This window comes from Streptomyces rhizoryzae, from assembly GCF_023155275.1.
Taxonomy (GTDB): domain Bacteria; phylum Actinomycetota; class Actinomycetes; order Streptomycetales; family Streptomycetaceae; genus Streptomyces; species Streptomyces rhizoryzae.
The window spans coordinates 173,005-196,768 of record NZ_JALMUV010000008.1 but is presented as its reverse complement, the minus strand read 5'-3'; the positions used below and the strand labels follow the sequence as shown (position 1 = coordinate 196,768).

22 protein-coding genes and 1 tRNA gene are annotated in these 23,764 nt (G+C 71.9%); 10 read left to right on the top strand and 13 right to left on the bottom strand.

Annotated elements, in window-relative coordinates:
* Positions 1-72: 72 nt before the first annotated feature.
* Both MUU72_RS10015 and MUU72_RS10010 read right to left on the bottom strand, forming a co-directional pair.
* Positions 73-1,608 carry a DUF2252 domain-containing protein gene (locus MUU72_RS10015; RefSeq protein ID WP_248012811.1) on the bottom strand — a complete coding sequence of 512 codons (1,536 nt, stop codon included), beginning with the start codon at positions 1,606-1,608 and terminating at the stop codon, positions 73-75.
* 319 nt (positions 1,609-1,927) lie between these two features.
* Positions 1,928-3,277 (bottom strand): ABC-2 transporter permease, encoded by a 1,350-nt coding sequence (locus tag MUU72_RS10010; protein WP_248012810.1) that lies wholly within the window; start codon positions 3,275-3,277, stop codon positions 1,928-1,930.
* A gap of 284 nt (positions 3,278-3,561) precedes the next feature.
* On the opposite strand from MUU72_RS10010, the gene MUU72_RS10005 reads away from it, so the two are divergent.
* Positions 3,562-3,996 carry a MarR family winged helix-turn-helix transcriptional regulator gene (locus MUU72_RS10005; RefSeq protein WP_248012809.1) on the top strand — a complete coding sequence of 145 codons (435 nt, stop codon included), beginning with the start codon at positions 3,562-3,564 and terminating at the stop codon, positions 3,994-3,996.
* 129 nt (positions 3,997-4,125) lie between these two features.
* On the opposite strand, the gene MUU72_RS10000 is transcribed toward MUU72_RS10005, so the two are convergent.
* Entirely contained in the window at positions 4,126-4,488 is a 363-nt protein-coding gene (locus MUU72_RS10000) for a winged helix-turn-helix transcriptional regulator (protein WP_248012808.1), read from the bottom strand.
* Positions 4,489-4,613: 125 nt separating this feature from the next.
* On the opposite strand from MUU72_RS10000, the gene MUU72_RS09995 reads away from it, so the two are divergent.
* Positions 4,614-5,264 carry an FMN-dependent NADH-azoreductase gene (locus MUU72_RS09995; protein WP_248012807.1) on the top strand — a complete coding sequence of 217 codons (651 nt, stop codon included), beginning with the start codon at positions 4,614-4,616 and terminating at the stop codon, positions 5,262-5,264.
* Between the two features lie 66 nt (positions 5,265-5,330).
* Here the strand turns inward: MUU72_RS09995 and MUU72_RS09990 are convergent, their stop codons facing one another.
* Positions 5,331-6,641: an MFS transporter gene (locus MUU72_RS09990; protein ID WP_248012806.1), complete on the bottom strand. Its 1,311-nt coding sequence runs from the start codon at positions 6,639-6,641 to the stop codon at positions 5,331-5,333.
* Positions 6,642-6,841: 200 nt separating this feature from the next.
* Between MUU72_RS09990 and MUU72_RS09985 the strand changes: the two genes are divergently transcribed.
* Positions 6,842-7,834 carry a LysR family transcriptional regulator gene (locus MUU72_RS09985; RefSeq protein WP_248012805.1) on the top strand — a complete coding sequence of 331 codons (993 nt, stop codon included), beginning with the start codon at positions 6,842-6,844 and terminating at the stop codon, positions 7,832-7,834.
* Between the two features lie 145 nt (positions 7,835-7,979).
* On the opposite strand, the gene MUU72_RS09980 is transcribed toward MUU72_RS09985, so the two are convergent.
* Positions 7,980-8,063, bottom strand: a tRNA-Leu gene (locus MUU72_RS09980).
* 454 nt (positions 8,064-8,517) lie between these two features.
* Here MUU72_RS09980 and MUU72_RS09975 point away from each other — a divergent pair.
* From MUU72_RS09975 to pknB, 6 genes are all read left to right on the top strand, one after another.
* Positions 8,518-9,336, top strand: coding sequence for an FHA domain-containing protein (locus MUU72_RS09975; protein WP_248012804.1), 819 nt, complete (start codon positions 8,518-8,520; stop codon positions 9,334-9,336).
* A gap of 10 nt (positions 9,337-9,346) precedes the next feature.
* On the top strand, positions 9,347-9,877 hold the full coding sequence (locus MUU72_RS09970) for an FHA domain-containing protein FhaB/FipA (protein ID WP_248012803.1): 531 nt from the start codon (positions 9,347-9,349) through the stop codon (positions 9,875-9,877).
* Positions 9,878-10,009: 132 nt separating this feature from the next.
* Positions 10,010-11,545, top strand: a complete 1,536-nt coding sequence (locus MUU72_RS09965; RefSeq protein ID WP_248012802.1) for a PP2C family protein-serine/threonine phosphatase — start codon at positions 10,010-10,012, stop codon at positions 11,543-11,545.
* Between the two features lie 23 nt (positions 11,546-11,568).
* The gene (locus MUU72_RS09960) at positions 11,569-12,966 is read left to right on the top strand and encodes an FtsW/RodA/SpoVE family cell cycle protein (RefSeq protein WP_248012801.1); all 1,398 of its coding nucleotides are present in this window, start codon (positions 11,569-11,571) and stop codon (positions 12,964-12,966) included.
* Entirely contained in the window at positions 12,963-14,432 is a 1,470-nt protein-coding gene (locus tag MUU72_RS09955) for a peptidoglycan D,D-transpeptidase FtsI family protein (protein WP_248012800.1), read from the top strand. Before MUU72_RS09960 ends, MUU72_RS09955 begins: the two co-directional genes overlap by 4 nt.
* 146 nt (positions 14,433-14,578) lie before the next feature.
* A complete protein-coding gene (gene pknB, locus MUU72_RS09950; RefSeq protein ID WP_248012799.1) occupies positions 14,579-16,585 on the top strand; it encodes a Stk1 family PASTA domain-containing Ser/Thr kinase in 2,007 nt (668 codons plus the stop codon).
* Positions 16,586-16,672: 87 nt separating this feature from the next.
* On the opposite strand, the gene MUU72_RS09945 is transcribed toward pknB, so the two are convergent.
* The 6 genes from MUU72_RS09945 to MUU72_RS09920 all read right to left on the bottom strand — a co-directional run bounded on the left by MUU72_RS09945 (position 16,673) and on the right by MUU72_RS09920 (position 21,459).
* Complete coding sequence (locus MUU72_RS09945; protein ID WP_248012798.1) at positions 16,673-17,422, bottom strand: class E sortase; 750 nt, start codon at positions 17,420-17,422, stop codon at positions 16,673-16,675.
* A 25-nt stretch (positions 17,423-17,447) separates the two neighbouring features.
* The gene (locus MUU72_RS09940) at positions 17,448-19,049 is read right to left on the bottom strand and encodes a class E sortase (RefSeq protein ID WP_248012797.1); all 1,602 of its coding nucleotides are present in this window, start codon (positions 19,047-19,049) and stop codon (positions 17,448-17,450) included.
* The gene (locus tag MUU72_RS09935) at positions 19,046-19,702 is read right to left on the bottom strand and encodes an aminodeoxychorismate/anthranilate synthase component II (RefSeq protein WP_248012796.1); all 657 of its coding nucleotides are present in this window, start codon (positions 19,700-19,702) and stop codon (positions 19,046-19,048) included. Before MUU72_RS09935 ends, MUU72_RS09940 begins: the two co-directional genes overlap by 4 nt.
* Positions 19,699-19,875: a hypothetical protein gene (locus MUU72_RS09930; protein WP_016572301.1), complete on the bottom strand. Its 177-nt coding sequence runs from the start codon at positions 19,873-19,875 to the stop codon at positions 19,699-19,701. Before MUU72_RS09930 ends, MUU72_RS09935 begins: the two co-directional genes overlap by 4 nt.
* 81 nt (positions 19,876-19,956) lie before the next feature.
* Positions 19,957-20,652: a class E sortase gene (locus tag MUU72_RS09925; RefSeq protein ID WP_248012795.1), complete on the bottom strand. Its 696-nt coding sequence runs from the start codon at positions 20,650-20,652 to the stop codon at positions 19,957-19,959.
* Positions 20,653-20,688: 36 nt separating this feature from the next.
* A complete protein-coding gene (locus MUU72_RS09920; RefSeq protein ID WP_248012794.1) occupies positions 20,689-21,459 on the bottom strand; it encodes a DUF881 domain-containing protein in 771 nt (256 codons plus the stop codon).
* Positions 21,460-21,636: 177 nt separating this feature from the next.
* Here MUU72_RS09920 and crgA point away from each other — a divergent pair, with 177 nt between their 5' ends.
* Positions 21,637-21,891 carry a cell division protein CrgA gene (gene crgA, locus MUU72_RS09915; protein WP_248012793.1) on the top strand — a complete coding sequence of 85 codons (255 nt, stop codon included), beginning with the start codon at positions 21,637-21,639 and terminating at the stop codon, positions 21,889-21,891.
* A 259-nt stretch (positions 21,892-22,150) separates the two neighbouring features.
* On the opposite strand, the gene MUU72_RS09910 is transcribed toward crgA, so the two are convergent.
* Both MUU72_RS09910 and MUU72_RS09905 read right to left on the bottom strand, forming a co-directional pair.
* Positions 22,151-23,065, bottom strand: a complete 915-nt coding sequence (locus MUU72_RS09910; RefSeq protein ID WP_248012792.1) for a rhomboid family intramembrane serine protease — start codon at positions 23,063-23,065, stop codon at positions 22,151-22,153.
* Between the two features lie 153 nt (positions 23,066-23,218).
* Positions 23,219-23,746, bottom strand: a complete 528-nt coding sequence (locus MUU72_RS09905; RefSeq protein ID WP_248012791.1) for a peptidylprolyl isomerase — start codon at positions 23,744-23,746, stop codon at positions 23,219-23,221.
* Between the last annotated feature and the right edge of the window lie 18 nt (positions 23,747-23,764).

Here is a 23,764-nt window from a genome sequence, read left to right as displayed (position 1 = left end):
CCCCCACCCCACGGGCCGCACCTCACGGCGCCCCGTCCCACCCCGCCCCGCCGCGACAACCCCGACCGACGCTCACACCCCGCTCTCCGCAGCGACGCGTCCGCTGCGTATCGCCGCGACCAGGTCCGCGTGATCGGCCTCGGTGCGTTCGGCGTAGGCCCTTGCGAACGCCGCTATCGCCTCGTCGAGCGCCTCTCCCTTGCCGCAGTAGCCGGCCACGACGCGCGGGTCGGCGCTGTGGGCGTGGGCGCGGGCCAGCAGCGCGCCGGTCATCCGGGCGTAGTCGTCGAGCTGCCCGCCGGTCAGCTGGGCCGGGTCCACGCTGCCCTTGCGGTTCCGGAACTGCCGGACCTGGAACGGCAGTCCCGCACCCGGACCGTCCGGCGCGCCCCCGTCACCGTGATCACCGCGCGCCGTCGCACCAGCCGTCTCCTTCCTCCCCTGTGCGCCGTCTGCTCCTCGCACCTCCTGTATGCCGGGTATGCCGGGTATGCCGTCGTCCGCCGCGTCCTCCCGTACGGTCGTCCAGCCCAGCAGCAGGTCGCTGACCACCTGCATCCGCCGCTGGCCGAGCACCACCCGCCGCCCTTCGTGCTGCGCCGGCGGCGCCGGGAAGCCGGCCTTCACCACATACGGCGCCAGGACCGAGCGGCGGGCCTCCTTCACCTGGAGGACCAGTGGTTCGCCCCGGTGGTCCAGCAGCAGCACCACGTACGACCGCAGTCCGACGCTGCCGGTGCCGACGATGCGGAAGGCGACGTCGTGCACGGCGTATCTGGCCAGCAGCGGCAACCGGTCCTCGGGGAGGGTGCCCAGGTAGCCGGCGAGGGACGAGGCGACGGCCGCCGCCTCGGCGTCCGCCACCCGCCGCAGCACCGGCGGCGCGTCCACGAACCGCAGACCGCCGTCCGGGCCGCGCTCGGTCGACTTCGCCGCGAACCGCGCGCTGGTGTTCCTGCGCGCCTTGGCCTCCACCCGCTCCAGCGTGCCGAGGAGGTCCCGGGCGTCGGTGTGCGAGACCAGTTCCTCGTCGGCGATGGCGTTCCACGCCTCGGTGACCGGCAGCTTGGCCAGCAGCCGCATCGTGCGCCGGTACGCGCCCGCGGCGTCCTGGGCCGCCGCCCGGCAGTCGTCCTCGCTCGCGCCGCCTTCCCGGCCGGCCAGGATGGTCGACGTCGCGAGCCGCTTGACGTCCCATTCCCACGGTCCGTGGACGGTTTCGTCGAAGTCGTTGAGGTCGATCACCAGGCCGCCGCGGGCATCGGCATAGAGGCCGAAGTTGGCGGCGTGCGCGTCTCCGCATATCTGGGCGCCGATGCCGGTGACCGGACTTTCCGCCAGATCGTGGGCCATGAGTCCGGCCGAGCCGCGCAGGAAGGCGAAGGGGCCGGCGGCCATCCGCCCGACCCGTATGGGCGTCAGCTCTGGCAGTCGCCCGGCGTTGGACTCCTCTACGGCGGCCACCGCGTCCGGCCGACCGGCCGTGAGGCGCAGCCGCGCCTGCTCGCCGCGCGGCAACCGCTCCCGCAGCGCCCGGCCCACGGCCTTGGCCGACGGCCCTTCCTCGTCCGCCCTCGCGAACCCCGGTACGTACGGCACACGCGTCACAGCGGGCCACCTCCCCCTTCACGACCCTGGCTTCACGCGGCATCCCGGGTGCGCGCTGGCACACCGGCACCCCCCGCGTCCGGCGCTCCGGCCGTTTCCGGTGCGCCGGTCACTGACGTTACCGACCTCGACCAGACCCCCGCCGAGCCTGTGGATAACTCCGGATACGGCGGATCACCCGCCGATGGGAGTCACCGCACGCCGGGCCACCGGACCCCACCCCGCTGCCGACCGAGCCCGGCCCCACACCGACCACGCAGCCCCCTCGCCCGTACTCCCACCCCGCACCCGCGCCGCGACCGCACCGCCCCGCGACGTCCTACACCCCCACCGCCTCCTCCATCTCCTCCTCCACGTCCACGTCCCTGTCCGCGTCCGCTCGGGCGGAGTCCTGGCCGCCGGACCGGCCCGGGGCGTGTTCCGGGACCGTGGCCGCCACCGCCGCGGCCGCCACCGCGCCGGCGTTGGCCACCGCTTCCGCTTCCGCGGTGCGCCGCCGCTTCTCGGCGAGCCCCGCCGCGCCGAGCATCAGCACGCCCGCGAGCAGCCAGCCCACCAGCGTCCCCACGTGTCCGGCGAGGCCGTGGCCGTCGAAGTAGAGGTGGCTGCGGGTGCCCTCCACGAACCCGGCGCCGTTCCAGAAGGAGTGCAGGGCGGCGAAGAAGCCGTTCTGCATCTCGGGGCGGAAGATCCCGCCGGAGGAGGTGAAGTTGAGCATCACGAAGAGCGCCATCACGCCGAGGGTCGTCCAGCGCTTGAGGAAGGTGTGCAGGCCGGTGCCGATCAGCAGGATGCCGGCGGAGTAGAGCCAGGCCATCCCCCACAGGCCGGCGAGGCCGTGGTCGACCAGGTGGAAGACGGGGCCGGCGAAGAGGGTGCCGATGATGCCGACCACGAGGGAGGTGCCGAGGGCGAGGGCTCCGCGGAGGCGGAGCGGGAGGACGGCTCCGGCGCCGCCGATGACGGCGACCGAGGCGTAGGAGCCGATGCTGATCGCGACCATCAGGAAGAAGATGCCCTGGCCGGTCGGGTCGTCCTTGGCGGTCGGTGCGACGTCGGTGATCTTCAGCGGGGCGCCTTGGTGGGCGGCGAGCGGGGTGAAGATCTTCTCGGCGACGGTGGCGCTGGTGTCGGAGCCGGCGGTGGCCACCAGGAGTTCGGGGGTCTTCCGGGCGCCGGCACCGGGGGCGGTGGCCGCCCGCCCGGTGGTGTGCGTTCCGCGGGTGACGGTGGTCCGGTCGGCGGTGTCCGTGCCGCCGGTCGTCCGGGCTCCGGGTGCGGCCGCGGTCCCGGAGGCGGGCGTGCCGCTTCCGGCCACATAGGCGCCGAAGATCTCCTGCTTCTTCAACTGGCCGATGGCGGTGGCCCGGTCGGGGACGGTGCGGGCCTCCAGGTCGCCGTGGGCCCGGTCGTTGAGCGTCTGGGCGAGGACCTGGGCGGAGGTGCCGGTGCCGACGACGGCGACGGGGAGGTGGTGGGGTGCGGGGTTGGCGAACGCGCCCAGGTAGGCCAGTCCCATCCCGATGCACATCAGCAGCGGGGTGAGCAGATGCGTCATCACGTGGCGCAGTTCGCCGGGGCGGGCGCTGCGGCGTTCGCCGGGGCGGGCGCTGCGGCGTTCGCCCCGGTGGTCGCTTCGGTGGTCGGGACGGCGTCGGTCCGCGGTCATGGGCAAGCCTTCTCGGTAGTGCGTCCGGGCCGGTGGTGCGGCTGTCCGGTCTGGTCGTTCAGCTGTGGCCGGGGGTGGCTCACGGTGGTGGGAGCGGCGGGGAGGCGGTGAACGGCTCCGCAGCGCCCCGCGCGCCCCGGACGCCCCACGGCCTCCCGGAAGGGCCGGGGGCCGGGCGCCGGGGAGGAGGCCCAGCGCCCCGGCGCCCCACCGGGCCACTAGTTGGCAATTGCAACTCTCCATCCATGTTGTACTATACAACTAGTTCACCGAAAGGCAACTCCGTGACCCACCGCGACGACTCCGTCGAGATCATCCAGCAGGAGATGACCGCGTTCGCCCGGCGCGCCCGCGCGACCGCCGCCCGGATGCACCCCGAGCTCTCCCTGGTCTCCTACACCCTGCTCGCCCACCTCGACGACCAGCGAGGATGCCGCGCCACCGACCTCGCGGCGCACTACTTCCTGGACAAGTCCACGGTCAGCCGGCAGATCGCCGCGCTGGAGAAACTCGGCTTCGTCGAGCGGCGCGTCGACCCGGACGACCACCGCGTCCAGGTGCTGCACCCCACCGAGGAGGGCGCCCAGGTCCTCGCCAACGTCACCGCCAGCCGCCGCCAGGCGTTCCACGAGCGGCTCGCCGACTGGAGCGAGGAAGACCTCGACCGCTTCGCCTCCTACCTGGCGCGCTACAACGCCGCCCAGGAACGGCTCGACTGACACCTCCCGGCCCCACGGGAACGCACCGGCGCCCACCCGACGGGGCCGCACCCCCACCCGTCCCGCAGGAGCACGCCCACCGCGGCCCGGCAGGCCCCGGAGGCGCAGCCGCGCCCCGCCCCGCCCGCCTCACTTCCGGAAGCGCTCCGGGCACTGCCCCCCGTCGGCGAGGTAGGTCTCCGCCCAGCGGCCCAGTTCCTTCAGGGCGGGTTCCATGGCGCGGCCGGCCTCGGTGAGCCGGTAGGAGACGCGCAGCGGCGGGCCGGCGTCGACCTCGCGGACGACCAGGCCGGTGGCCGCCAGTTCCATCAGGCGGTCGGAGAGCATCCGCTCGCTGATGCCGGGGATGGCGCGCCGCAGGTCGGCGAAGTGGACGGGGCCCGGCATCAGGGTGGCCACGATCAGACCCGTCCAGCGCTTCCCGAACAGCTCGAAGACGCGCGTCATGCCGTTGTCGACCTGTCTGCACATCGCCTCGGTGTGGTCCGCCATACACCCAGCGTACCGCCCTCGCGGTTGGCTACTGCAAAAAAGTAAGTCCCTGTGTTATGAATAGTGACGTACGAATTTCAACCACCGGCCGGTCCGTCCGGCCCCTTCAGCGAAGGACCGATCCCATGGCCACGCTTCTGCTCATCGACTCGTCGGTCTTCCCCGAGGGCGCCTCCGCCTCCCGTGCGGTGACCGCGGCGTTCCGCAAGACCTGGGAGGAGCAGCACCCCGAGGGCACCGTCATCCACCGCGACCTGGCCGCCGACCCGATACCGCACCTCGACGGCGTCGCGGCCTCCGCGGGCTTCTCCGACCCCGCCACCCACACCCCGGAGCAGCAGGCCGCCTTCGCGCTGCGCACGCAACTGGCCGAGGAACTGGAGCAGGCGGACGCCGTGGTCATCGCCGCGCCCATGTACAACTTCACGATCCCCTCGACCCTCAAGGCGTGGCTCGACCAGGTGATCATCATGGGCCGCACCACGGGCGAGAACCCCTCGGCGAAGGGCAAGCCGGTCGTCGTGGTCGCCAGCCGCGGCGGCTCCTACGCGCCGGGCACCCCGCGCGAGCCCTTCGAGTACGTCCGGAACTACCTGGAGGCCGTCCTGCACGGCGGCTTCGGACTCGACGTCGACTTCATCGTCCCGGAGCTGACCATGGCCCCCAGCAACCCGGCGATGGCCGAGCTCGTCCCGCTCTACGAGGCCTCGCGCGCCAAGGCCCTCCAGGAGGCCGAGACCAAGGCCAAGGCCCTCGTCGCCCGCCTCGCGGCCTGACCCTCCACGGCGGCCGGACGAGGGCCCGCACCGGCCGGGGGCGCCCCTCACCGCCCCCGGCGGCCCTCACCGCCACCGGCGGACCAGGACGCCCCCGGCGGACCAGGACGCCTCCCGGCAGCCCGGGACGCCCACCACGGCCCACCGAGCTCCGTCCGGCCCCACCAGCCCGTCCCGGCCCCCACGAGCCCTCCCCGGCCCGCCACGGCCCCACCCCGGCCCTACGAAACCGCCCCCGGCCCCGCCCCCCCGGCGCGGCGCCCGCCCCAGGGCCGCCGTGAGCAGGGCGCCCGCGGCGAGCGCGCCGGCCAGCGGGACGACGCCGCCGGTCCCCCAGCCGTCCGCGGCCCGGCCGCCGGCCAGCGCGCCCAGCGCGATGGCCCCGTTGAACACCGCCACGAACAGCGCGGACGCCGCCTCCCGGGCATCGGGCGCGGCCGTCATCAGCCACGTCTGGGTGCTGACCGACACCCCGCCGTACGCCAGGCCCCACACCGCGACCAGCGCCGCCGCCCCGGGGAAACCGGCGGCGCGGCCCACCGGGGGTACCAGCAGCACCGCCGCCGTGAGCACCGCGCAGATGCCCACCAGCGCGGTCCGCGGGGACCGGGCCGCGCCGGCCCCGGCCGCGAAGTTCCCCGCCAGCCCGGCGACCCCGAAGGCCAGCAGCGCCGTACCGAGCTGGCCGGGGGTGGCACCGGCCACCGCCTCCAGGACCGGCCGCACATACGTGTACGCGGCGAAGTGGCCCGTCACCAGGAGCGCGACCAGGAGCAGCCCGGTGGCCACTGGGGGACGGCGCAGCAGCCCCAGGACGCCGCGCAGCCGCACCGCGCCGGCCGCGGGCAGCGGCGGCAGCAGGACCAGCAGCGCGAGGGCCACCACCGCGCAGACCCCGGCCATCGCGGTGAACGCCGCGCGCCAGCCGCCCAGTTCACCCACCAGGGTGCCGGCCGGGACACCCAGGACGGACGCCGCCGCGACACCGCTGAAGACCAGGGACGTCGCCGCGGCCACCCGCCGCTCGGGGACCAGCCGCACCGCGAGTCCCGAGGCGATCGCCCACACCCCGCCCATACCGACGCCCACCAGGGCCCGCGCGGCCAGCAGCACCCCGATCCCGGTGGCGTACGCGGCCAGCAGGTTGGCGGCGGTGAGCGCGGCCATCAGGACGGCCAGGACGGCGCGGCGGTCCCGGCGGCCGATCAGCAGGGTCAGCACCGGGGCGGCGACCGCGGCGACCAGGCCCGTCAGGGTCAGGGACAGTCCGGCCGTCCCGTCCGACACCCGAAGCTCCCGCCCGATCGGCGTCAGCAGGCCGACGGGCAGCATCTCCGACGTCACCACCGTGCAGGTGGCCGCCGCCAGCGCCCCCACCGCCGGCCACCCGCCGCCCCGCCCACGCCCCAATCCCCTGGGAACAGCGGCCGCTTGGCCGCTCCTCCCCGTCTCCGCGGTGCCCGCGGTCTCGCTGTTCACCATGGTTTCCAGCCAACGCCCGCCGGCCCGCGGGAACAACGGCGAAGCGCTCACCCTTCTATGAGCAGGACTCATCGACCGACCACGGGAAGGCACCCATGAGCGGCCCGACCTCCCCCACCGCCCGCGTCTCCCCCGGCGGCGCTCCCGGTCTGGAACTCCGCGAGCTGGAGTGCTTCCTCGTCCTGGCCGAGGAGCTGCACTTCGGCCGCACGGGAGAGCGGCTGTACGTCTCGCAGAGCCGGGTCAGCCAGCTGCTGCGCTCCCTGGAGTCCCGGATCGGCGCGCGCCTGGTGGACCGCACCAGCCGCCGGGTCCGGCTGACGCCGCTGGGCCAGGAGTTCCGGGCGTCCCTGCGCCCCGCCTACGACGCGCTGCGCGCCACGGTGGACAGCGCCCGCAGCGCGGCCCGGGGCGTCGAGGGGCGGCTCACGGTCGGCTTCCAGGGGACCGCGAACGACCGGATCATGCGGGCCATGGAGACCTTCCAGGCCCGGCACCCGCGGTGCGCCACCGAGATCGTGGAGCTCCCGCTGTGCGATCCGTTCGGGGCGCTGCACAGCGGTGCGGTGGACGTGGCGGTGGCGCTGCTGCCGGTGGCGGATCCGGACCTCGCGCTGGGCGCGGTGTTCCCGGCGCAGCCGCAGACGCTGGCGGTGGCCGCCGGCCATCCGCTGGCGGCCCGTGCGGCGCTGGACGCCGAGGAGCTGGCGGGGCTGCCGCTGATCGGCCCGGACGGCCCGGCGCCGGCGTACTGGCGCGCCGCGCAGACCCCCGCCGCGACCCCGCGGGGGCGCCCGATACCGGCCGGCCCGCGGGTCAGCACGCTCCAGGAGGGGCTGACGCTGGCGGCGGCGGGCCGGGGCGGGATGCTGCTGTGCCGCTCGACGACGGAGTACCACGGCCGCCGGGACGTGGTGTTCGTGCCGGTGGACGGGGTCGCGCCCTCCAGGCTGGGGGTGGTGCACCACGCGGCGCGGGAGACCGCCCGGGTGCGGGCCTTCCAGGCCGCGGTACGGGACGTGACGCCGGTCACTTCCAAGGCCGCCGGGTGCGGTGAACGGGCAAGCGGAGCAGGCGATGTGACGTAAGCCTCACGTCGCGCCGCTCACGTGACGACCCTCACCCGGCGCCGGAGGCGGGGGCGTTGCCGCGCGGGGCGCGGGCGGCGCGGGCGGGTGCGCACAACGCGAAACCCCCGGTCCGGATTTCTCCGGAGACCGGGGGTCTCATCTGTGCGCGAGGGGGGAGTTGAACCCCCACGCCCTTTCGGGCACTGGAACCTGAATCCAGCGCGTCTGCCTATTCCGCCACCCGCGCATTGGGTGTTGCCGGTTTATTCTCTCACGAGATCCGGGCCGTTCGGTCCGGGTCTTGCGGGAGCGCCTTCCGACACCGAGAACATTAGCACGGTGTCGGGGGTGCGTTCACACGCCTTTTCCCCGGTCCCCGGCCCGCGGGGTCCTTGAGGGCACTCCGCGGCGACCCCGTACGTTGCTCCGGAAGGTCTGCCCGGTTCCGGCCGGCGACCGCCCCCGCCCCCTGTGGCGGGTCGGCGGTTGCGGGACACTGGTTACGGGGCACATCTACGATCGCAGTGACGGACGGCGGCGGAGGTGAGCGGCGGGAGGACGGCGGGCACCGGGCAACCCTGTGGTGGGCGACACTCGTCCTCCAGGCGGGAAAGGGGAACCACCCGATTTCCCGGCGCGTGGATACGATCAGTAAGCAGTATCAGGACGACCCTGAGGAAGACTGGGGAAGGAGGTGCCCCGTGGGAGTACTGAAGCGCTTCGAGCAGCGTCTCGAAGGTCTCGTCAACGGCACCTTCGCCAAGGTGTTCAAGTCCGAGGTGCAGCCCGTCGAGATCGCCGGCGCGCTGCAACGCGAGTGCGACAACAACGCCAGCATCTGGAACCGCGACCGCACGGTCGTCCCCAATGACTTCATCGTCGAGCTGAGCACTCCGGACTACGAGCGGCTGAGCCCGTACAGCGGCCAGCTCGGCGACGAGCTGGCCGGCATGGTCCGCGACTACGCCAAGCAGCAGCGGTACACCTTCATGGGCCCGATCAAGGTCCACCTGGAGAAGGCCGACGATCTCGACACCGGCCTGTACCGCGTCCGCAGCCGCACGCTCGCCTCCAGCACGTCCCAGGAGCGGCCGGGGCAGGCCGCGGCCGCGCGGGCCGCGGGGACGCAGCCGCCCCCCGGCGGCCATGTGGCGCCGCCGATGCCGTCGTCGCCGCCGCCCGGCGCACCGCCGGTGCCCCGTACGGCGCCGCCCGGCGCCGGACCGCAGCCCTACGCGCAGACCAGGCGCTGGATCGAGATCAACGGCACCCGCCACCAGATCTCGCGCCCGACCCTGGTGCTGGGCCGCAGCACCGACGCCGATGTGCGGATCGACGACCCCGGGGTGTCCCGGCGGCACTGCGAGATCCGGGTCGGAACGCCCCCCACGATCCAGGATCTGGGTTCCACCAACGGCATCGTGGTGGACGGGCAGCACACCACCCGCGCTAGTCTCCGCGACGGCTCGCGGATCGTCGTGGGCAGTACCACCATCGTTTACCGGCAAGCCGAAGGGTGAAGCGGGGGCAATGTCAGAGCTGACCCTCACGGTCATGCGGTTGGGTTTCCTCGCCGTACTGTGGCTGTTCGTCATCGTGGCCGTCCAGGTCATCCGCAGCGATCTGTTCGGCACGCGCGTCACACAGCGCGGCGCCGCCCGGCGCGGCGCCCCGGAACCGCGCACCCAGCGCCAGGCCGCCGCTCCCCAGCAGCAGCAGCCGCGCCGCCAGGAGGGCGGCCGCGGCGGGGGCCGGCAGCGGCGCGGGGCGCCCACCAAGCTGGTGGTCTCCGAGGGCACGCTGGCCGGGACGACGGTCGCGCTCCAGGGCCAGACGATCACGCTGGGCCGGGCGCACGACTCCACCATCGTGCTGGACGACGACTACGCGTCGAGCCGGCATGCCAGGATCTACCCGGACCGTGACGGCCAGTGGATCGTCGAGGACCTCGGTTCCACGAACGGCACGTACCTTGACCGGACCCGACTGACGACCGCGACTCCGATTCCCCTGGGAGCCCCGATCCGCATCGGCAAGACCGTCATCGAGCTGCGGAAGTAGTACGACAATGAGCGAGCGGAGCGAGCGAGCCGTAACGGTCCACTCGACGGACCCGGGCGTGCTCCCGACCGGAGGGTGGGCAGTGTGGCTCGAGGAGACCGGCTGTACCCCGAGCCGACGGGTGAGGTGCGCATGAGTCTGTCGCTGCGCTTCGCCGCCGGATCGCACAAGGGCATGATCCGTGAGGGCAACGAGGACTCCGGTTACGCCGGTCCCCGGCTGCTGGCCATCGCGGACGGCATGGGCGGCCAGGCCGCCGGCGAGGTCGCCTCGTCCGAGGTGATCTCCACGCTCGTCCAGCTCGACGACGACGTTCCCGGTTCGGACATCCTCACCTCCCTGGGCAGCGCGGTGCAGCGCGCCAACGACCAGCTGCGGGTGATGGTCGAGGAGGACCCGCAGCTGGAGGGGATGGGCACGACCCTGACCGCGCTGCTGTGGACGGGCCAGCGGCTCGGCCTGGTGCACGTCGGCGACTCCCGGGCGTATCTGCTGCGGGACGGGCTGCTGACCCAGATCACCCAGGACCACACGTGGGTGCAGCGGCTGGTCGACGAGGGCCGGATCACCGAGGAGGAGGCCACCACGCATCCGCAGCGGTCGCTGCTGATGCGGGCGCTGGGCAGCGGCGACCACGTCGAACCGGACCTGTCGATCCGCGAGGTGCGGGCCGGGGACCGGTACCTGATCTGCTCGGACGGGCTGTCCGGGGTGGTCAGCCACCAGACGCTGGAAGAGACCCTGGCCGGCTACCAGGGGCCGCACGAGACGGTGCAGGAGCTGATCCAGCTCGCGCTGCGCGGCGGCGGTCCGGACAACATCACCTGCATCGTCGCCGACGTCCTGGACGTGGACGGCAACGAGGCCGCGGCCGGGCAGCTGAACGACACCCCCGTCGTGGTCGGCGCGGTCGCCGAGAACCAGCACCAGCTGAGCGACCCCAGCACGCTCCAGACGCCCGCGGCGCGCGCCGCCGAGCTGGGCCGCCGGGACACGGCGGCGCCCGGGGGTGCCTTCGGGCCGCCCGGGAGCGGGGACCCGGAGGCCGGCGGGGCGCCGCAGGGTTCGTTCGGCGCGTTCACCGACCAGGAGTTCCTCAAGCCGCGGCGGCGCGGCAAGTGGCTGAAGGCGTCGCTGTTCACGGTGCTGGCGCTGGGTGTGGTCGGCGGCGGCCTGTACGGGGGCTACCGCTGGACGCAGACCCAGTACTTCGTCGGCGCCAAGGACGATCATGTGGCGCTGTACCGGGGGATCAGCCAGGACCTGGCGTGGATCAAGCTGAACGCGGTCGACGAGGACCACCCCGAGATCGAACTCAAGTACCTGCCGGTGTACCAGCGCAACCAGGTCAAGGAGACCATCGCGGTCGACAACCGCAACCAGGCCGGCGAGAAGGTCACCGAGCTCGGCAAGCAGGCCAATGCCTGCCAGGCCAAGGAGCAGCGGGAGGCCGCCGAGCGGGCGGCCGCGGGCGCCAAGGGCAAGGCCGGGCAGCAGCCCGGTAAGCCCGGGACGTCGGCCGGCGGGAAGACCGGTACGGCCGGCGCCGGCAGCGGCGTGGCCGGTGCGCTGTCCGCGGCGGCCGGGCCCACCCCCACACCCACCCCCAGCCAGACTCCGTCCGAGGAGCAGCAGAAGCTGGAGAAGAATTGCAGCACCCAGCAGTGAGGGCGTAGGGGGCCGGAGATTTCATGAGCAGTACAACGACCACGACGACCGTGGGCACGTTCGCCGCCCCGAGTCGCCGTAACACCGAGCTGGCCCTGCTTGTCTTCGCGGTGCTGATCCCGGTGTTCGCGTATGTCAACGTCGGCCTGGCGAAGGACGGTTCGGTGCCCGCCGGGGCGCTGGGCTACACGCTGGGGCTGGGGTTGCTGGCGGGCGTGACGCATCTGGTCGTCCGCAAGTGGGCGCCGTACGCGGATCCGCTGATGCTGCCGATCGCGACGCTGCTGAACGGTCTGGGGCTGGTGTTCATCTGGCGGCTGGACCAGGAGCCGCAGATCAGCACCCCGCAGCTGGGCGGGGCGATGGCGCCGGGGCAGCTGATGTGGTCGACGCTGGGGGTCGCGCTGTTCCTCGGCGTGGTGATCTTCCTGAAGGACCACCGGGTCCTTCAGCGCTACACCTACATCTCGATGGTGCTGGCGCTGGTGTTGCTGATCGCGCCGGTCTTCTTCCCGGCCCGGTTCGGCGCCCGCATCTGGATCACGATCCCCGGCGTCGGTTCGTTGCAGCCGGGCGAGTTCGCGAAGATCATCATCGCGATCTTCTTCGCGGGCTACCTGATGGTGAAGCGGGACGCGCTGGCGCTGGCCAGCCGGCGTTTCATGGGCCTGTACCTGCCGCGCGGCCGGGACCTCGGTCCGATCCTGGTGATCTGGGCGCTGAGCCTGATGATCCTGGTCTTCGAGACCGACCTGGGCACCTCGCTGCTGTTCTTCGGCCTCTTCGTGATCATGCTGTACGTGGCCACCGAGCGGACCAGCTGGATCGTGTTCGGTCTGCTGCTGAGCGGCGGCGGGGCGGTCGCGGTGGCGACGTTCGAGTCCCACGTCCAGGTGCGCGTCCACAACTGGCTCAACCCGCTGGAGCTGCTCAACGGCGGGGTCACGGAGACCGCGCAGGCGATGTACTCCTTCGGTTCCGGCGGGATCCTCGGGTCCGGGCTGGGGCAGGGCTACTCGCGGCTGATCGGCGGTATCGCCCCGAAGAGCGACTACATCCTCGCCACGGTCGGTGAGGAGACCGGCCTGGCCGGGCTGATGGCGATCCTGCTGCTGTACGGCCTGCTCATCGAGCGGGGCATCCGTACCGCACTGGCGGCGCGGGACCCGTTCGGCAAGCTGCTGGCGGTGGGCCTGTCGGGCGCGTTCGCGCTCCAGGTCTTCGTGGTGGCGGGCGGTGTCACCGGCCTGATCCCACTGACCGGTATGACGATGCCGTTCCTGGCGCAGGGCGGTTCGTCCGTGATCGCCAACTGGGCGCTGGTCGGGATCCTGCTGCGGATCAGCGACACCGCGCGCCGTCCCGCTCCCGCCCCCGCCCCGTCGACCGACGCCGAGATGACCCAGGTGGTCCGCCCGTGAACAAGCCCCTGCGACGGGTCGCGGTCTTCTGCGGCCTGCTCGTCCTCGCCCTGCTCATCCGCGTCAACTGGGTGCAGTTCGTGCAGAGCGATCAGCTCAAGAACGACTCGAACAACCGCCGGGTGGCGATCGAGCGGTACAGCACGCCGCGCGGCAACATCATCGTCGACGGCAAGGCCATCACCGGGTCGACGACGACGGACAGCGGTGACTTCAAGTACAAGCGGACGTACAAGAACGGCAAGATGTGGGCGCCGGTGACCGGCTACGCGTCGCAGGCGTTCGACTCCAACCAGCTGGAGAAGCTGAACGACGCGATCCTGACCGGCACCGATGACCGCCTCTTCTTCAGCCGCACGGTCGACATGTTCACCGGCGGCAAGCAGAAGGGCGGGAACGTGGTGACCACCCTGGACGCGAAGGCGCAGAAGGCGGCGTTCGACGGGCTCGGGGACAAGAAGGGCGCGGTGGTGGCGCTCAACCCGGAGACCGGCGCGATCCTGGCGCTGGCCAGCACGCCGTCGTACGACCCGTCGACGTTCGCGGGGATGACCAACAAGGACGCCGAGGCGTACAACGCGCTGCTGAAGCAGAACAACCCGGACGACCCGATGCTGAACCGGGCGCTGCGGCAGACCTACCCGCCGGGCTCCACGTTCAAGGTGGTCACCGCGTCGGCGGCGCTGCAGAACGGCCTGTACACGGACGTCGACTCCAAGACCGACTCGCCGGTGCCGTTCATCCTGCCGGACACCGCGCACCAGCCGCTGAACAACGAGGGCAGCATCGCCTGTGAGAACGTGTCGCTGCGGGAGGCCCTGCGGGTGTCCTGCAACACGGTCTTCGGCAAGATCAGCGCGGATCTCGGCAACGCGAAGATGAAGGCCGAGGCGGAGAAGTTCGGGTTCAACAACGCGAAGATCGACACGCCGGTGCGGGCCGCGGAGAGCGTCTTCCCCAAGGACAACCGGCCGCAGAACGCGATGGCGGGCATCGGCCAGGCGTCGAACCGCGCCACGCCGCTTCAGATGGCGATGGTCGCGTCGGCGGTCGCCAACGGCGGCAAGCTGATGCGGCCGTACATGGTCGACCAGCTGGTGGCGCCGAATCTGAACGTGGTCCAGCAGCACACGCCGCAGGAGATGAGCCGGCCGCTGAGCCCGGAGAACGCCCAGAAGATCCAGAGCATGATGGAGACCGTGGTCAAGGAGGGCACGGGCACCAGCGCGCAGATCGACGGGGTCACGGTCGGCGGCAAGACCGGTACCGCCCAGCACGGTGAGAACAACAAGGACAACCCGTACGCCTGGTTCATCTCGTACGCGAAGACCGGCAAGGGCACCCCGGTCGCGGTGGCGGTCGTGATCGAGGGGTCGGACACCCTCCGCGGCGACATCGCCGGTGGCAAGCTCGCCGCTCCGATCGCCAAGAGCGTGATGGAGGCGGTCATCGAAGGCGAGCGGTGACGCCGGTGAGTGCGATACCGGTCAGATATCAGGTTTCGGCTCCGGCCCGGTCCGGTACGGCGTGCCGGGTACGGTATGCCCGGACAGCACACCGCCGGACCACGCACGGGTGCGGTCGGGACTGACGGAGAGGGCTGGAGAAGCTTATGGAAGAGCCGCGTCGCCTCGGCGGCCGGTACGAGCTGGGCTCGGTGCTCGGCCGTGGTGGCATGGCGGAGGTCTACCTCGCGCATGACACCCGCCTGGGCCGCACCGTGGCGGTGAAGACGCTGCGGGCGGACCTCGCCCGTGATCCGTCCTTCCAGGCCCGGTTCCGCCGTGAGGCCCAGTCGGCCGCCTCGCTGAACCACCCGTCGATCGTCGCGGTCTACGACACCGGCGAGGACTACGTCGACGGGGTGTCGATCCCGTACATCGTCATGGAGTACGTGGACGGCTCCACGCTGCGTGAGCTGCTGCACTCCGGGCGGAAGCTGCTGCCCGAGCGGTCGCTGGAGATGACGATCGGTGTGCTCCAGGCGCTGGAGTACTCGCACCGGGCCGGCATCGTGCACCGCGACATCAAGCCGGCCAACGTGATGCTGACCCGCACCGGGCAGGTCAAGGTGATGGACTTCGGTATCGCCCGGGCCATGGGCGATGCCGGTATGACCATGACGCAGACCGCCGCGGTGATCGGCACCGCGCAGTACCTGTCGCCGGAGCAGGCCAAGGGCGAGCAGGTCGATGCGCGCTCCGACCTGTATTCGACCGGCTGCCTGCTCTACGAGCTGCTGACGGTCCGGCCGCCGTTCGTCGGGGACTCCCCGGTGGCGGTGGCCTACCAGCATGTGCGGGAGGAGCCGCAGCCGCCGAGCACGTTCGATCCGGAGATCACGCCGGAGATGGACGCGATCGTCCTGAAGGCGCTGGTCAAGGACCCGGACTACCGCTACCAGTCGGCCGATGAGATGCGTGCCGACATCGAGGCGGCGCTGGACGGCCAGCCGGTGGCGGCGACCACGGCGCTGGGCGCGGTCGGGTACGGCGAGCAGGACCAGCCGACCACGATGCTGCGGGCCCAGGACCCGGGGCCGAAGACGACGATGCTGCCGCCGATGAACCCGGACGACGGGGGCTACGGCTACGAGGAGCGCGGGGACCGGCGGCGCGGCGGCCAGAAGAAGAGCAACCTCTCGACGATCCTGCTGGTGCTGGCGGCGATCCTGGTCCTGGTCGGTGCGATCTTCATCGGCAAGGCGATGTTCAGCAACGGGAACAAGAGCAACAGCATCACCGTGCCGAACCTCGTCGGGAAGACGCTGGCGGAGGCGAAGTCCTACGGCGAGAACAGCTCCTTCAAGGTCGCCAAGCGCGGCAGCAAGCAGTGCGACAACGCCAAGAAGGGGCAGGTCACCGAGCAGGACCCGGCGGCCGACACCAAGATGAACAAGGGTGACACGGTCACCGTCACGATGTGCTCGGGCGCGGTGCAGATCACCGTGCCGGATGTGAAGGGTTACACCTTCGAGGAAGCCCAGTCGACCCTCAAGAGCAAGGGCTTCACCGACATCCAGCAGACGTCGAAGGAGTCCGACGCCACGCCGGGCACCGTCGTCGACCAGGACCCCAAGGCGCAGAGCAAGGCCGCCAAGGACGACACGATCACGCTGTCGGTGGCCAAGGCGGCGCCGAAGGCGACCGTCCCGGACGTGTCCGGCCAGGACTTCAACGCGGCGCAGAAGCAGCTGACCGACCTGGGCTTCAAGGTCACCCGCGGGCCGGACCAGAACGTCACCGACCCGGCGCAGAACGGCAAGGTCGTCTCGCAGTCCCCGGGCGGCAACCAGCAGGTGGCCCAGGGCTCGACGGTCACGCTGACGGTGGGCAAGTCGACGCAGGCGCAGGTCCCCGAGGTGCGGGGCAAGAAGGTGAAGGACGCCAAGCAGATCCTCCAGCAGGCCGGCTTCACCAACATCCAGTTCGCGGATGGCAGTTCGCAGGACGACAACGCGCTGGTGATGGCGATGGACCCGCAGCCGGGTACGCAGGCCGACCCGGCGTCGACCCCCGTGAAGTTGACCACCGTCGGTGGCAACGGCGGTGACAACGGCGGGAACAACGACGGCGGTATCTTCGGCGGCCCGTTCGGCTGGGGCGGCAAGAAGCACTGACCTCGGTCCGGTCCGTACGACGGAGCCCCGGCGGCCCTGGGAAGGGCGGCCGGGGCTCCGTCGTGTGCGGGGCGGGCGGGCCGGGGGCTAGCGGAGTTCCGCCGGCGGGGTGCGGTCGGCGTCGACCTTCTCGGTGCGCACCAGCTCGCCCCAGACGATGTAGCGGTACTCCGAGGTGTAGACCGGGGTGCAGGTCGTGAGGGTGATGTAGCGGCCGGGCCGGTGCTTGCCGGACTCCGCGGGGACCTTGTCGAGGACGCTGACGTTGTACTTCGAGGTCTGCGGCAGGGTCGCGTAGACCTTGTAGACGTACCAGGTGTCCTTGGTCTCGAAGACGACCGGGTCGCCGACCTTGACCTTGTCGATGTTGTGGAACTTCGCGCCGTGGCCGTCGCGGTGCGCGGCGAGGGTGAAGTTGCCGGTCTTGGCCTGCGGGAGGGCGGATGTGACGGGCTTGGTGTAGTAGCCGGCGACGCCCTCGTTGAGGATGTCGGAGTCGGTGCCCTTCTTCACGAGCACCTCGCCGTTGTCCATCGCCGGTACGTGCAGGAAGCCGATGCCGTCCTTGGTGTCCAGCTCGCCCGGGCCCTTGGGGCCCGGTTTCGCCCAGTGCTTGCGGACCTGGTCGCCCTGCTGGTGGGCTTCGCGGTCGGCGAGGACGTTGGTCCACCACAGCGAGTAGACGACGAACAGGCCCAGCACCACCCCGGCCGTGATGAGCAGTTCACCGATGACGCTGACGACCGCGGCGGCGGCGCGCCGGCCGCGCCGTGCGGAGGGCGGCGCCGGGGGCGTCGCGGACCGGTCGTTGTCCTCGTCGATTCCGCTGGCAGTCACCGCGTCGCACCCCTTAGTTGTCCGCTCAGCCGGCGAGCGCTTCCGGTTTGCCCTTGCTCCGCGGCCGCTCGTCGACCATCTTGCCCCAGACGATCAAACGAAAGGTACTGGTGAATTCCGGGGTACAGGTGGTCAGGGTGATGTACCGGCCCGGACCGGTGAATCCGGACCCCGGCGGCACCGGCCCGATCACGCTGGTGTTGCTCGGGGAGGTCTGCGGGAGGACGCTGACCATCTCGTACGTGTAGTACGCGCTCTGCGTCTCCACGACGATCTTGTCGCCCTTGGTGAGGCGGTTGATGTAGCGGAACGGCTCGCCATGGGTGTTGCGGTGGGCGGCGACCGCGAAGTTGCCGGTCCTGTCCCAGGGCATCGCGGTCTTGATGCCGCTGTTGGCGTCGTAGTGGCCGATCATGCCGTGGTCGAGCACCGCGTGCTTGTCGATGCCTTCGGCGATCGGGGCCTTCATGTCGAGCTTGGGGATGTACATGATCCCGAAGCGTTCGCCGTCCGCGAGGTTCTTCTTCTCGCCGCCGCCGCTCTCCCACTGGTGCTGGAGGGTTGTGGCGGCGCCGCCCGCCTCCTCGTCGGCCATGACGTTCGTCCACCACAGCTGGTAGGTGACGAACAGCAGCATCAGCACGCCGAGGGTGATGAACACTTCGCCCAGCGCGCGGCTGGCGATCAGGCCGGGGCTGTCCTTCGCGGCGCGCTGGGCGCGGCGGGCCTCGACACGGGTCAGGGGGGCCTTGGGCGCCTCGGTGGCCGCGGCGGCGGACGGGGCGGCGGCGCGGGAGCCGTGGCGGCCGTGGCGGCCGCCGCGCCGGGCGGCGGCCTGGGCGGCCTTGCGTCGGGCCGCACGGCCGCCGGTGGCGGGCAACGGCGATGTTTCACGTGAAACGGCCGCGGCGGAGCCGGTTTCACGGGAAACACCGGTGTCCGTGGCGCTGGCGGTTTCACGTGAAACATGAGCGCCGGTTTCACGTGAAACATCGCCGGGGGCGCCGTACGGTCCGCGCTGCCCGGCCTGGCGCAGCGCCATGGTCTCCTCGTCCGTGCGGGACGGGTAGGCGGCCGCCGCGGTCGGTGCGGGCGGCGCCGGGAGCAGCGGAGAGATCGTGGGGAGGGGCGCGGTGAGTGCCTCCGGGACGCCGTACGGCCCGGGTATCGACTCCCCGGGGCGGTCGGGGGCCGGAGCGTAGGAACCGGTGGCGAGCCCGCCGTAGAGCCGGCCGTAGGCGTCGGCGTCCGGGCCGTGCGTACCGGCCGGGTCCGCCGCCTGCGGAGTGTCCTCGGGGTCGGGCCTGCGGTGCCGGGCGGCCGGGCGCGGGCCGGCCGGCGGCTGGGGCGGGCCGGCCTGCGGCTGGTGGGGCCGGAACCACGGGGAGCCCGCGCCGGCTCCGCTGCCGGCGGGGGGCGCCGGCCGGGCCTGCTCGTAGGGGTCGGGCAGGGGGGCCGCGGCCGGGCCGGGCAGGGGGTCGTTCAGCGGGTCGTCCAGGCGCTCCACGGCCGCCTCGAACGCGTCGGGGCGGCCGTGGGCGTCGGCGGCCTGCGGGTACGGCGGATACGGCTGCTCCCCGTGCGGCTGGTAGGGCCGCCCTTCGCGTTCGGGGCGCAGGTCGGTCACGCGCCGGCCTTGCCGACCACCGGGGCAAGCCCCGCCGAACGCTCCACCGCTTGCCGGTCGCCGCACTCCACCAGCCAGTTGGCCAGCATCCGGTGCCCCCATTCCGTCAGCACCGACTCGGGGTGGAACTGCACGCCCTCGACGGGGAGTTCGCGGTGCCGCAGCCCCATGATGATCCGGCCGCCGGGGGCGTCGTCGGCCTCCGTCCAGGCGGTGACGGCCAGTTCGTCCGGGACGGTGTCCGGTTCGACGGCCAGCGAGTGGTAGCGGGTGGCGGTGAACGGCGAGGGCAGGCCCGCGAAGACACCGGCGCCTTCGTGGAGGACCGGCGAGGTCTTGCCGTGCAGCAGCTCCGGCGCCCGGTCCACCACGCCGCCGTAGGCGACCGCCATCGACTGAAGGCCGAGGCAGACGCCGAACACCGGGACGCCGGTGCGCGCGCAGTGCCGGACCATCTCGACGCAGACCCCGGCCTGCTCGGGCGTGCCGGGCCCGGGGGAGAGCAGCACCCCGTCGAAACCGTCCTGGGCATGGCGCGGCGCGACCTCGTCGTTGCGCAGCACCTCGCACTCGGCACCGAGTTGGTAGAGGTACTGGACGAGGTTGAAGACGAAGCTGTCGTAGTTGTCGACGACGAGAATCCGCGCGGTCATCGGGTGGCTGCCATCCCTTGGTCGACAGTGACGTCATTGAAGGGGAGCAGCGGCTCCGCCCACGGAAAGACCCACTGGAAGAGCACGAAGACCACCGCCAGGACGAGCACCACGGAAATCAGCGCCTTCACCCACGTGGTGCCCGGCAGATGCCGCCAGATCCAGCCGTACATGCTGTCGCTGTCCCCTTGCCGATGCCGTTGACGATGTCGATTGCGACACCAGAGTAAGGGGAGAGGCTGTGGGCGGGTGGGTCAGCCGGGCAAAGCCGACGGCCTTCCCTGGGCGACGGGTTGGGTGGAATCCAGGTGGGCCCAGGCGATCAGCCGGTGGCTGTGGCCCCATTCCGGTTCGCAGGTGGTCAGGGTGAGGTAGCGGCCGGGGCCGGGGTAGCCGGACGCGCGGGGGACCGGGTCGAGTACGCCGATGTCGGTGGGCAGGGTCGTGTAGGGGCGGTTGTCGATGCGGTAGGTGAACCACGTGGTGCCGTCGGTGAGCACCACGGCGTCGCCGGGCCGCAGCCGCGGGAAGTCCTTGAACGGGTCGCCGTAGGTGCGGCGGTGGCCGGCCACGGCGAAGTTGCCGGTGGCGCCGAGGCGGGCGGTCCGGTCGTAGTGCCCCAGGCCGCGCTGGAGGACGTCGGTGCCGGTGCCCTCCAGGACGGGTTTGGCCCAGTCGGCGCCGAAGCGGGGGATGTACATCACGGCGAACGAGCGGCCCGGTGGGTAGCGGCGGGGCGGGGCGGTGGGGTCGGGCGCCGGGGCGGGGGTGTCGGCGGCGGCGACCGGGCCGGCGGCCCACCGGTCCTGGAGCCGGCCGATCTCGCCGTCCATGGCGCTGTCGGCCCGCACGCCGGTCCAGTAGAGGAGGTAGACGACGAAGAGGACGATCAGGGTGCCGGCGGTGACGCAGAGTTCGCTGGCCGTCCGCACGATCCACCGCACCGTCATCCGGTCGCCCCTCCCCGCCGGCCCGCGGGGTGCGGGTCACGGCTGCACAGGCTGTGCGTAGTGGAGATCCACTGTGCCGGAGTAGCCGGGAAGAGTCACCGCCTCGTGCTGGTCGACTTTCCAGCCGAGGCCGTAGGCGTTGACGTACTGGAGGTAGTTCTGGATGGCCGGGGAGGCGGTGAGGGCGCGGTTGAGGGCGTCCCGGTCGCCGACCGCGGTGATCTTGTAGGGCGGGGAGTAGACCTGGCCCTGGAGGATCAGGGTGTTGCCGACGCAGCGGACCGCGCTGGTGGAGATCAGCCGCTGGTCCATGACCTTGATGCCCTTGGCGCCGCCGTGCCAGAGGGCGTTGACCACGGCCTGGAGGTCCTGCTGGTGGATGACCAGGTCGTTGGGCTGGGGGTCGGGGATGCCGGGGATCTTGGGGGTGGCGTTCGGCGGGGCGTCGGTGAGGGTGACGGTCAGGCCGGGGCCGGACAGCGGTTTGCTGCCGGCGCTCTTCTCCAGGCCCTTGAGCCGGGCCTCGGAGCTCGCGGAGGGGGCGGTGTCGCGGCGGGCCAGGGCGTCGACCTCGGCGCGCAGCCCGGCGTTGCGCTCGTCCTGGACGCCGTTCTTGTGGCTGCGTTCCTGGATCAGGTCGGAGAGCCGCAGCATCGAGTCGTCGGACCGGAGGTTGGTGCCGCGGGCGGTGTCGAAGCTCAGCCAGAACAGCAGCCCGGCGAGGGCGAAGACCAGGAGCGTGAGGAGGCGGACGGGCCGCAGCCGGAGGCGGCCGGGGCGCCCGGAGGAGCCGGCGGTGCTGCTCAACGTACCCTTACTCCTTACGAAGCCGCGGAAGCACTACGCTAACGGACGCCCGGGAAGGAAATCCGTTCCCATCGTGTCCGTACCCTGGCTCCCGTCCGGTACCGCTCCGTGCGGCGGGGGGACCGCCCCGTTCGCCGTGGGGAGCGGGGGAGCAGCACATCGACAGGAGAGTTCCTCGTGCCGAAGTCACGGATCCGCAAGAAGGACGACTTCACGCCGCCGCCGGCGAAGACCACCAGCCTGAAGATGAACTCGGGCCGGGGCTGGGTCGCGCCGCTGATGCTGGCGATGTTCCTGATCGGACTCGCGTGGATCGTGCTGTTCTACGTCTCCGAGGGCGATCTGCCGGTCAAGGCGATGGGCAACTGGAACATCGTGTGCGGGTTCGGCTTCATCGCGGTGGGTTTCGGCGTCTCCACGCAGTGGAAGTAGCGCGGACCCCGACCGGGGGCGTGGCGCAAGCCCTACCCAAGGCCATCCACACAGTTATCCACAGCCGGGGAAAACTTCAGAAGATCTGTGGATAACCCTCTCGGGGTTGACGCCGGTGTGACCGGCGGCGGGCCCGCCGGCCGACCGCTCCCACCGCTCCTGCCTGCGGAAACGCGCTGCGCGAGGGCCTCCTCGCGGGTTTCCGCACAGCGTGCACAAGATCCGCCACAGACTGTGGACAACGTGGCGCCGCGGACCCTCAGCCGACCAGTTGCAGGGTCCGTACCCACACCACCGCGACGATCGCGAGCAGGGCCACCGCGCACGTCCCGGCCTGCACCAGCGTCCGGCGGTCGCGCGGCGCGTGGACCATCCCGAACGCGACCGCGGCGCCCACGACCAGCCCGCCGACGTGCGCCTGCCAGGCGATGTTCGGCCACAGGAACGTGAAGGCGAGGTTGAGGCCGAGCAGGATCAGCACCGGCCGCATGTCGTAGCGCAGCCGGCGCAGCAGCACGGCCGTGGCGCCCAGCAGCCCGAAGATCGCGCCGGAGGCGCCCAGCGACGGCTGGTTCTGCGCGACGAGGAGGTAGCTCAGGGCGCTGCCGCCCAGGCCGGAGAGCAGGTAGAGCGCGGTGAAGCGGAGCCGGCCGAGCGCCGCCTCCAGCGGCGGGCCCAGCCACCACAGCGAGAGCATGTTGAAGCCGATGTGTGCGATCTGCTGGTGGAGGAAGACCGCGGTCAGCAGGCGGTACCACTCGCCGTGCGCGACGCCGACCAGCTGGTAGCGGCTGGGATCGACGGCCAGGCCGATCATGTCGAGGCGGTTGACCAGGTCGCCGCCGGACTGCTGCGTCGCGAGCACCGCGATGAAGACCGCGACATTGAGTCCCAGCAGGATCTTGGTGATCAGCCGGGGATCGGCGGTGACCGTGCCGCCCGCTATCGTGCGCGGCGCGCCGGCCCGCGGGGCGTGGCCCGTACCGCCGCCGCTGCGGACGCAGTCCGGGCACTGGAAGCCGACCGAGGCGCTGATCATGCACTCCGGGCAGACCGGCCGGTCGCAGCGGGTGCAGCGGATGCCCGTCGGGCGGTCGGGATGGCGGTGACAGCCGGGCAGGCCGTCGTGGCCGTGCGCGTGCTGCGGCTCCTGCGGGCTGCCTGGCTGGTCCATGGGTCCCCTCGTCATCGTTCTCCCACGAGCTGCGCAGCCTGCCCGCCGAAAACCCGGCCCCGCCCCGCACAGCGCTGCGCGCCCCGTCTCCTTCATCTACGACCGGACGGGGCGCGATGGTTCCCCGGAAGACCGCCGGGGAGCGTTACCGACTCAGCGGGTCTCGATGACCACCGACTCGATGACCACGTCGTTGACCGGACGGTCGGTGCGCGGGTTGGTCTGGGTCTCGGCGATGGCGTCCACGACCTTCTTGCTGGCCTCGTTGGTGACCTCGCCGAAGATGGTGTGCTTGCCGGTCAGCCAGGCGGTCGGGGCCACGGTGATGAAGAACTGCGAGCCGTTGGTGCCCGGACCGGCGTTGGCCATGGCCAGCAGGTACGGCTTGTTGAACGCCAGGTCGGGGTGGAACTCGTCGGCGAACTGGTAGCCGGGGCCACCGGTGCCGTTGCCCAGCGGGTCGCCGCCCTGCAGCATGAAGCCGCTGATGACCCGGTGGAAGACGGTGCCGTCGTACAGGGGGGCGCTGGTCGGCTGCCCGGTCTTGGGGTCGGTCCACTCCCGCTCGCCCTTGGCGAGCTCGACGAAGTTCTTCACCGTCTTGGGGGCGTGGTTCGGCAGGAGCCGGAGTTCGATGTCGCCCTGGTTCGTCTTCAGGGTGGCGTAGAGCTGCTCAGCCACGATCTACCTTCCATAAGT

Excerpts from the sequence above, each read along its gene's own strand:
- MUU72_RS10010 (WP_248012810.1), bottom strand. The coding sequence starts at position 3,277 with ATGACCGCGGACCGACGCCGTCCCGACCACCGAAGCGACCACCGGGGC.
- MUU72_RS10000 (WP_248012808.1), bottom strand. The coding sequence starts at position 4,488 with ATGGCGGACCACACCGAGGCGATGTGCAGACAGGTCGACAACGGCATG.
- MUU72_RS09995 (WP_248012807.1), top strand. The coding sequence starts at position 4,614 with ATGGCCACGCTTCTGCTCATCGACTCGTCGGTCTTCCCCGAGGGCGCC.
- MUU72_RS09985 (WP_248012805.1), top strand. The coding sequence starts at position 6,842 with ATGAGCGGCCCGACCTCCCCCACCGCCCGCGTCTCCCCCGGCGGCGCT.
- MUU72_RS09970 (WP_248012803.1), top strand. The coding sequence starts at position 9,347 with ATGTCAGAGCTGACCCTCACGGTCATGCGGTTGGGTTTCCTCGCCGTA.
- MUU72_RS09965 (WP_248012802.1), top strand. The coding sequence starts at position 10,010 with ATGAGTCTGTCGCTGCGCTTCGCCGCCGGATCGCACAAGGGCATGATC.
- MUU72_RS09960 (WP_248012801.1), top strand. The coding sequence starts at position 11,569 with ATGAGCAGTACAACGACCACGACGACCGTGGGCACGTTCGCCGCCCCG.
- pknB (WP_248012799.1), top strand. The coding sequence starts at position 14,579 with ATGGAAGAGCCGCGTCGCCTCGGCGGCCGGTACGAGCTGGGCTCGGTG.
- MUU72_RS09935 (WP_248012796.1), bottom strand. The coding sequence starts at position 19,702 with ATGACCGCGCGGATTCTCGTCGTCGACAACTACGACAGCTTCGTCTTC.
- MUU72_RS09930 (WP_016572301.1), bottom strand. The coding sequence starts at position 19,875 with ATGTACGGCTGGATCTGGCGGCATCTGCCGGGCACCACGTGGGTGAAG.
- MUU72_RS09925 (WP_248012795.1), bottom strand. The coding sequence starts at position 20,652 with ATGACGGTGCGGTGGATCGTGCGGACGGCCAGCGAACTCTGCGTCACC.
- MUU72_RS09910 (WP_248012792.1), bottom strand. The coding sequence starts at position 23,065 with ATGGACCAGCCAGGCAGCCCGCAGGAGCCGCAGCACGCGCACGGCCAC.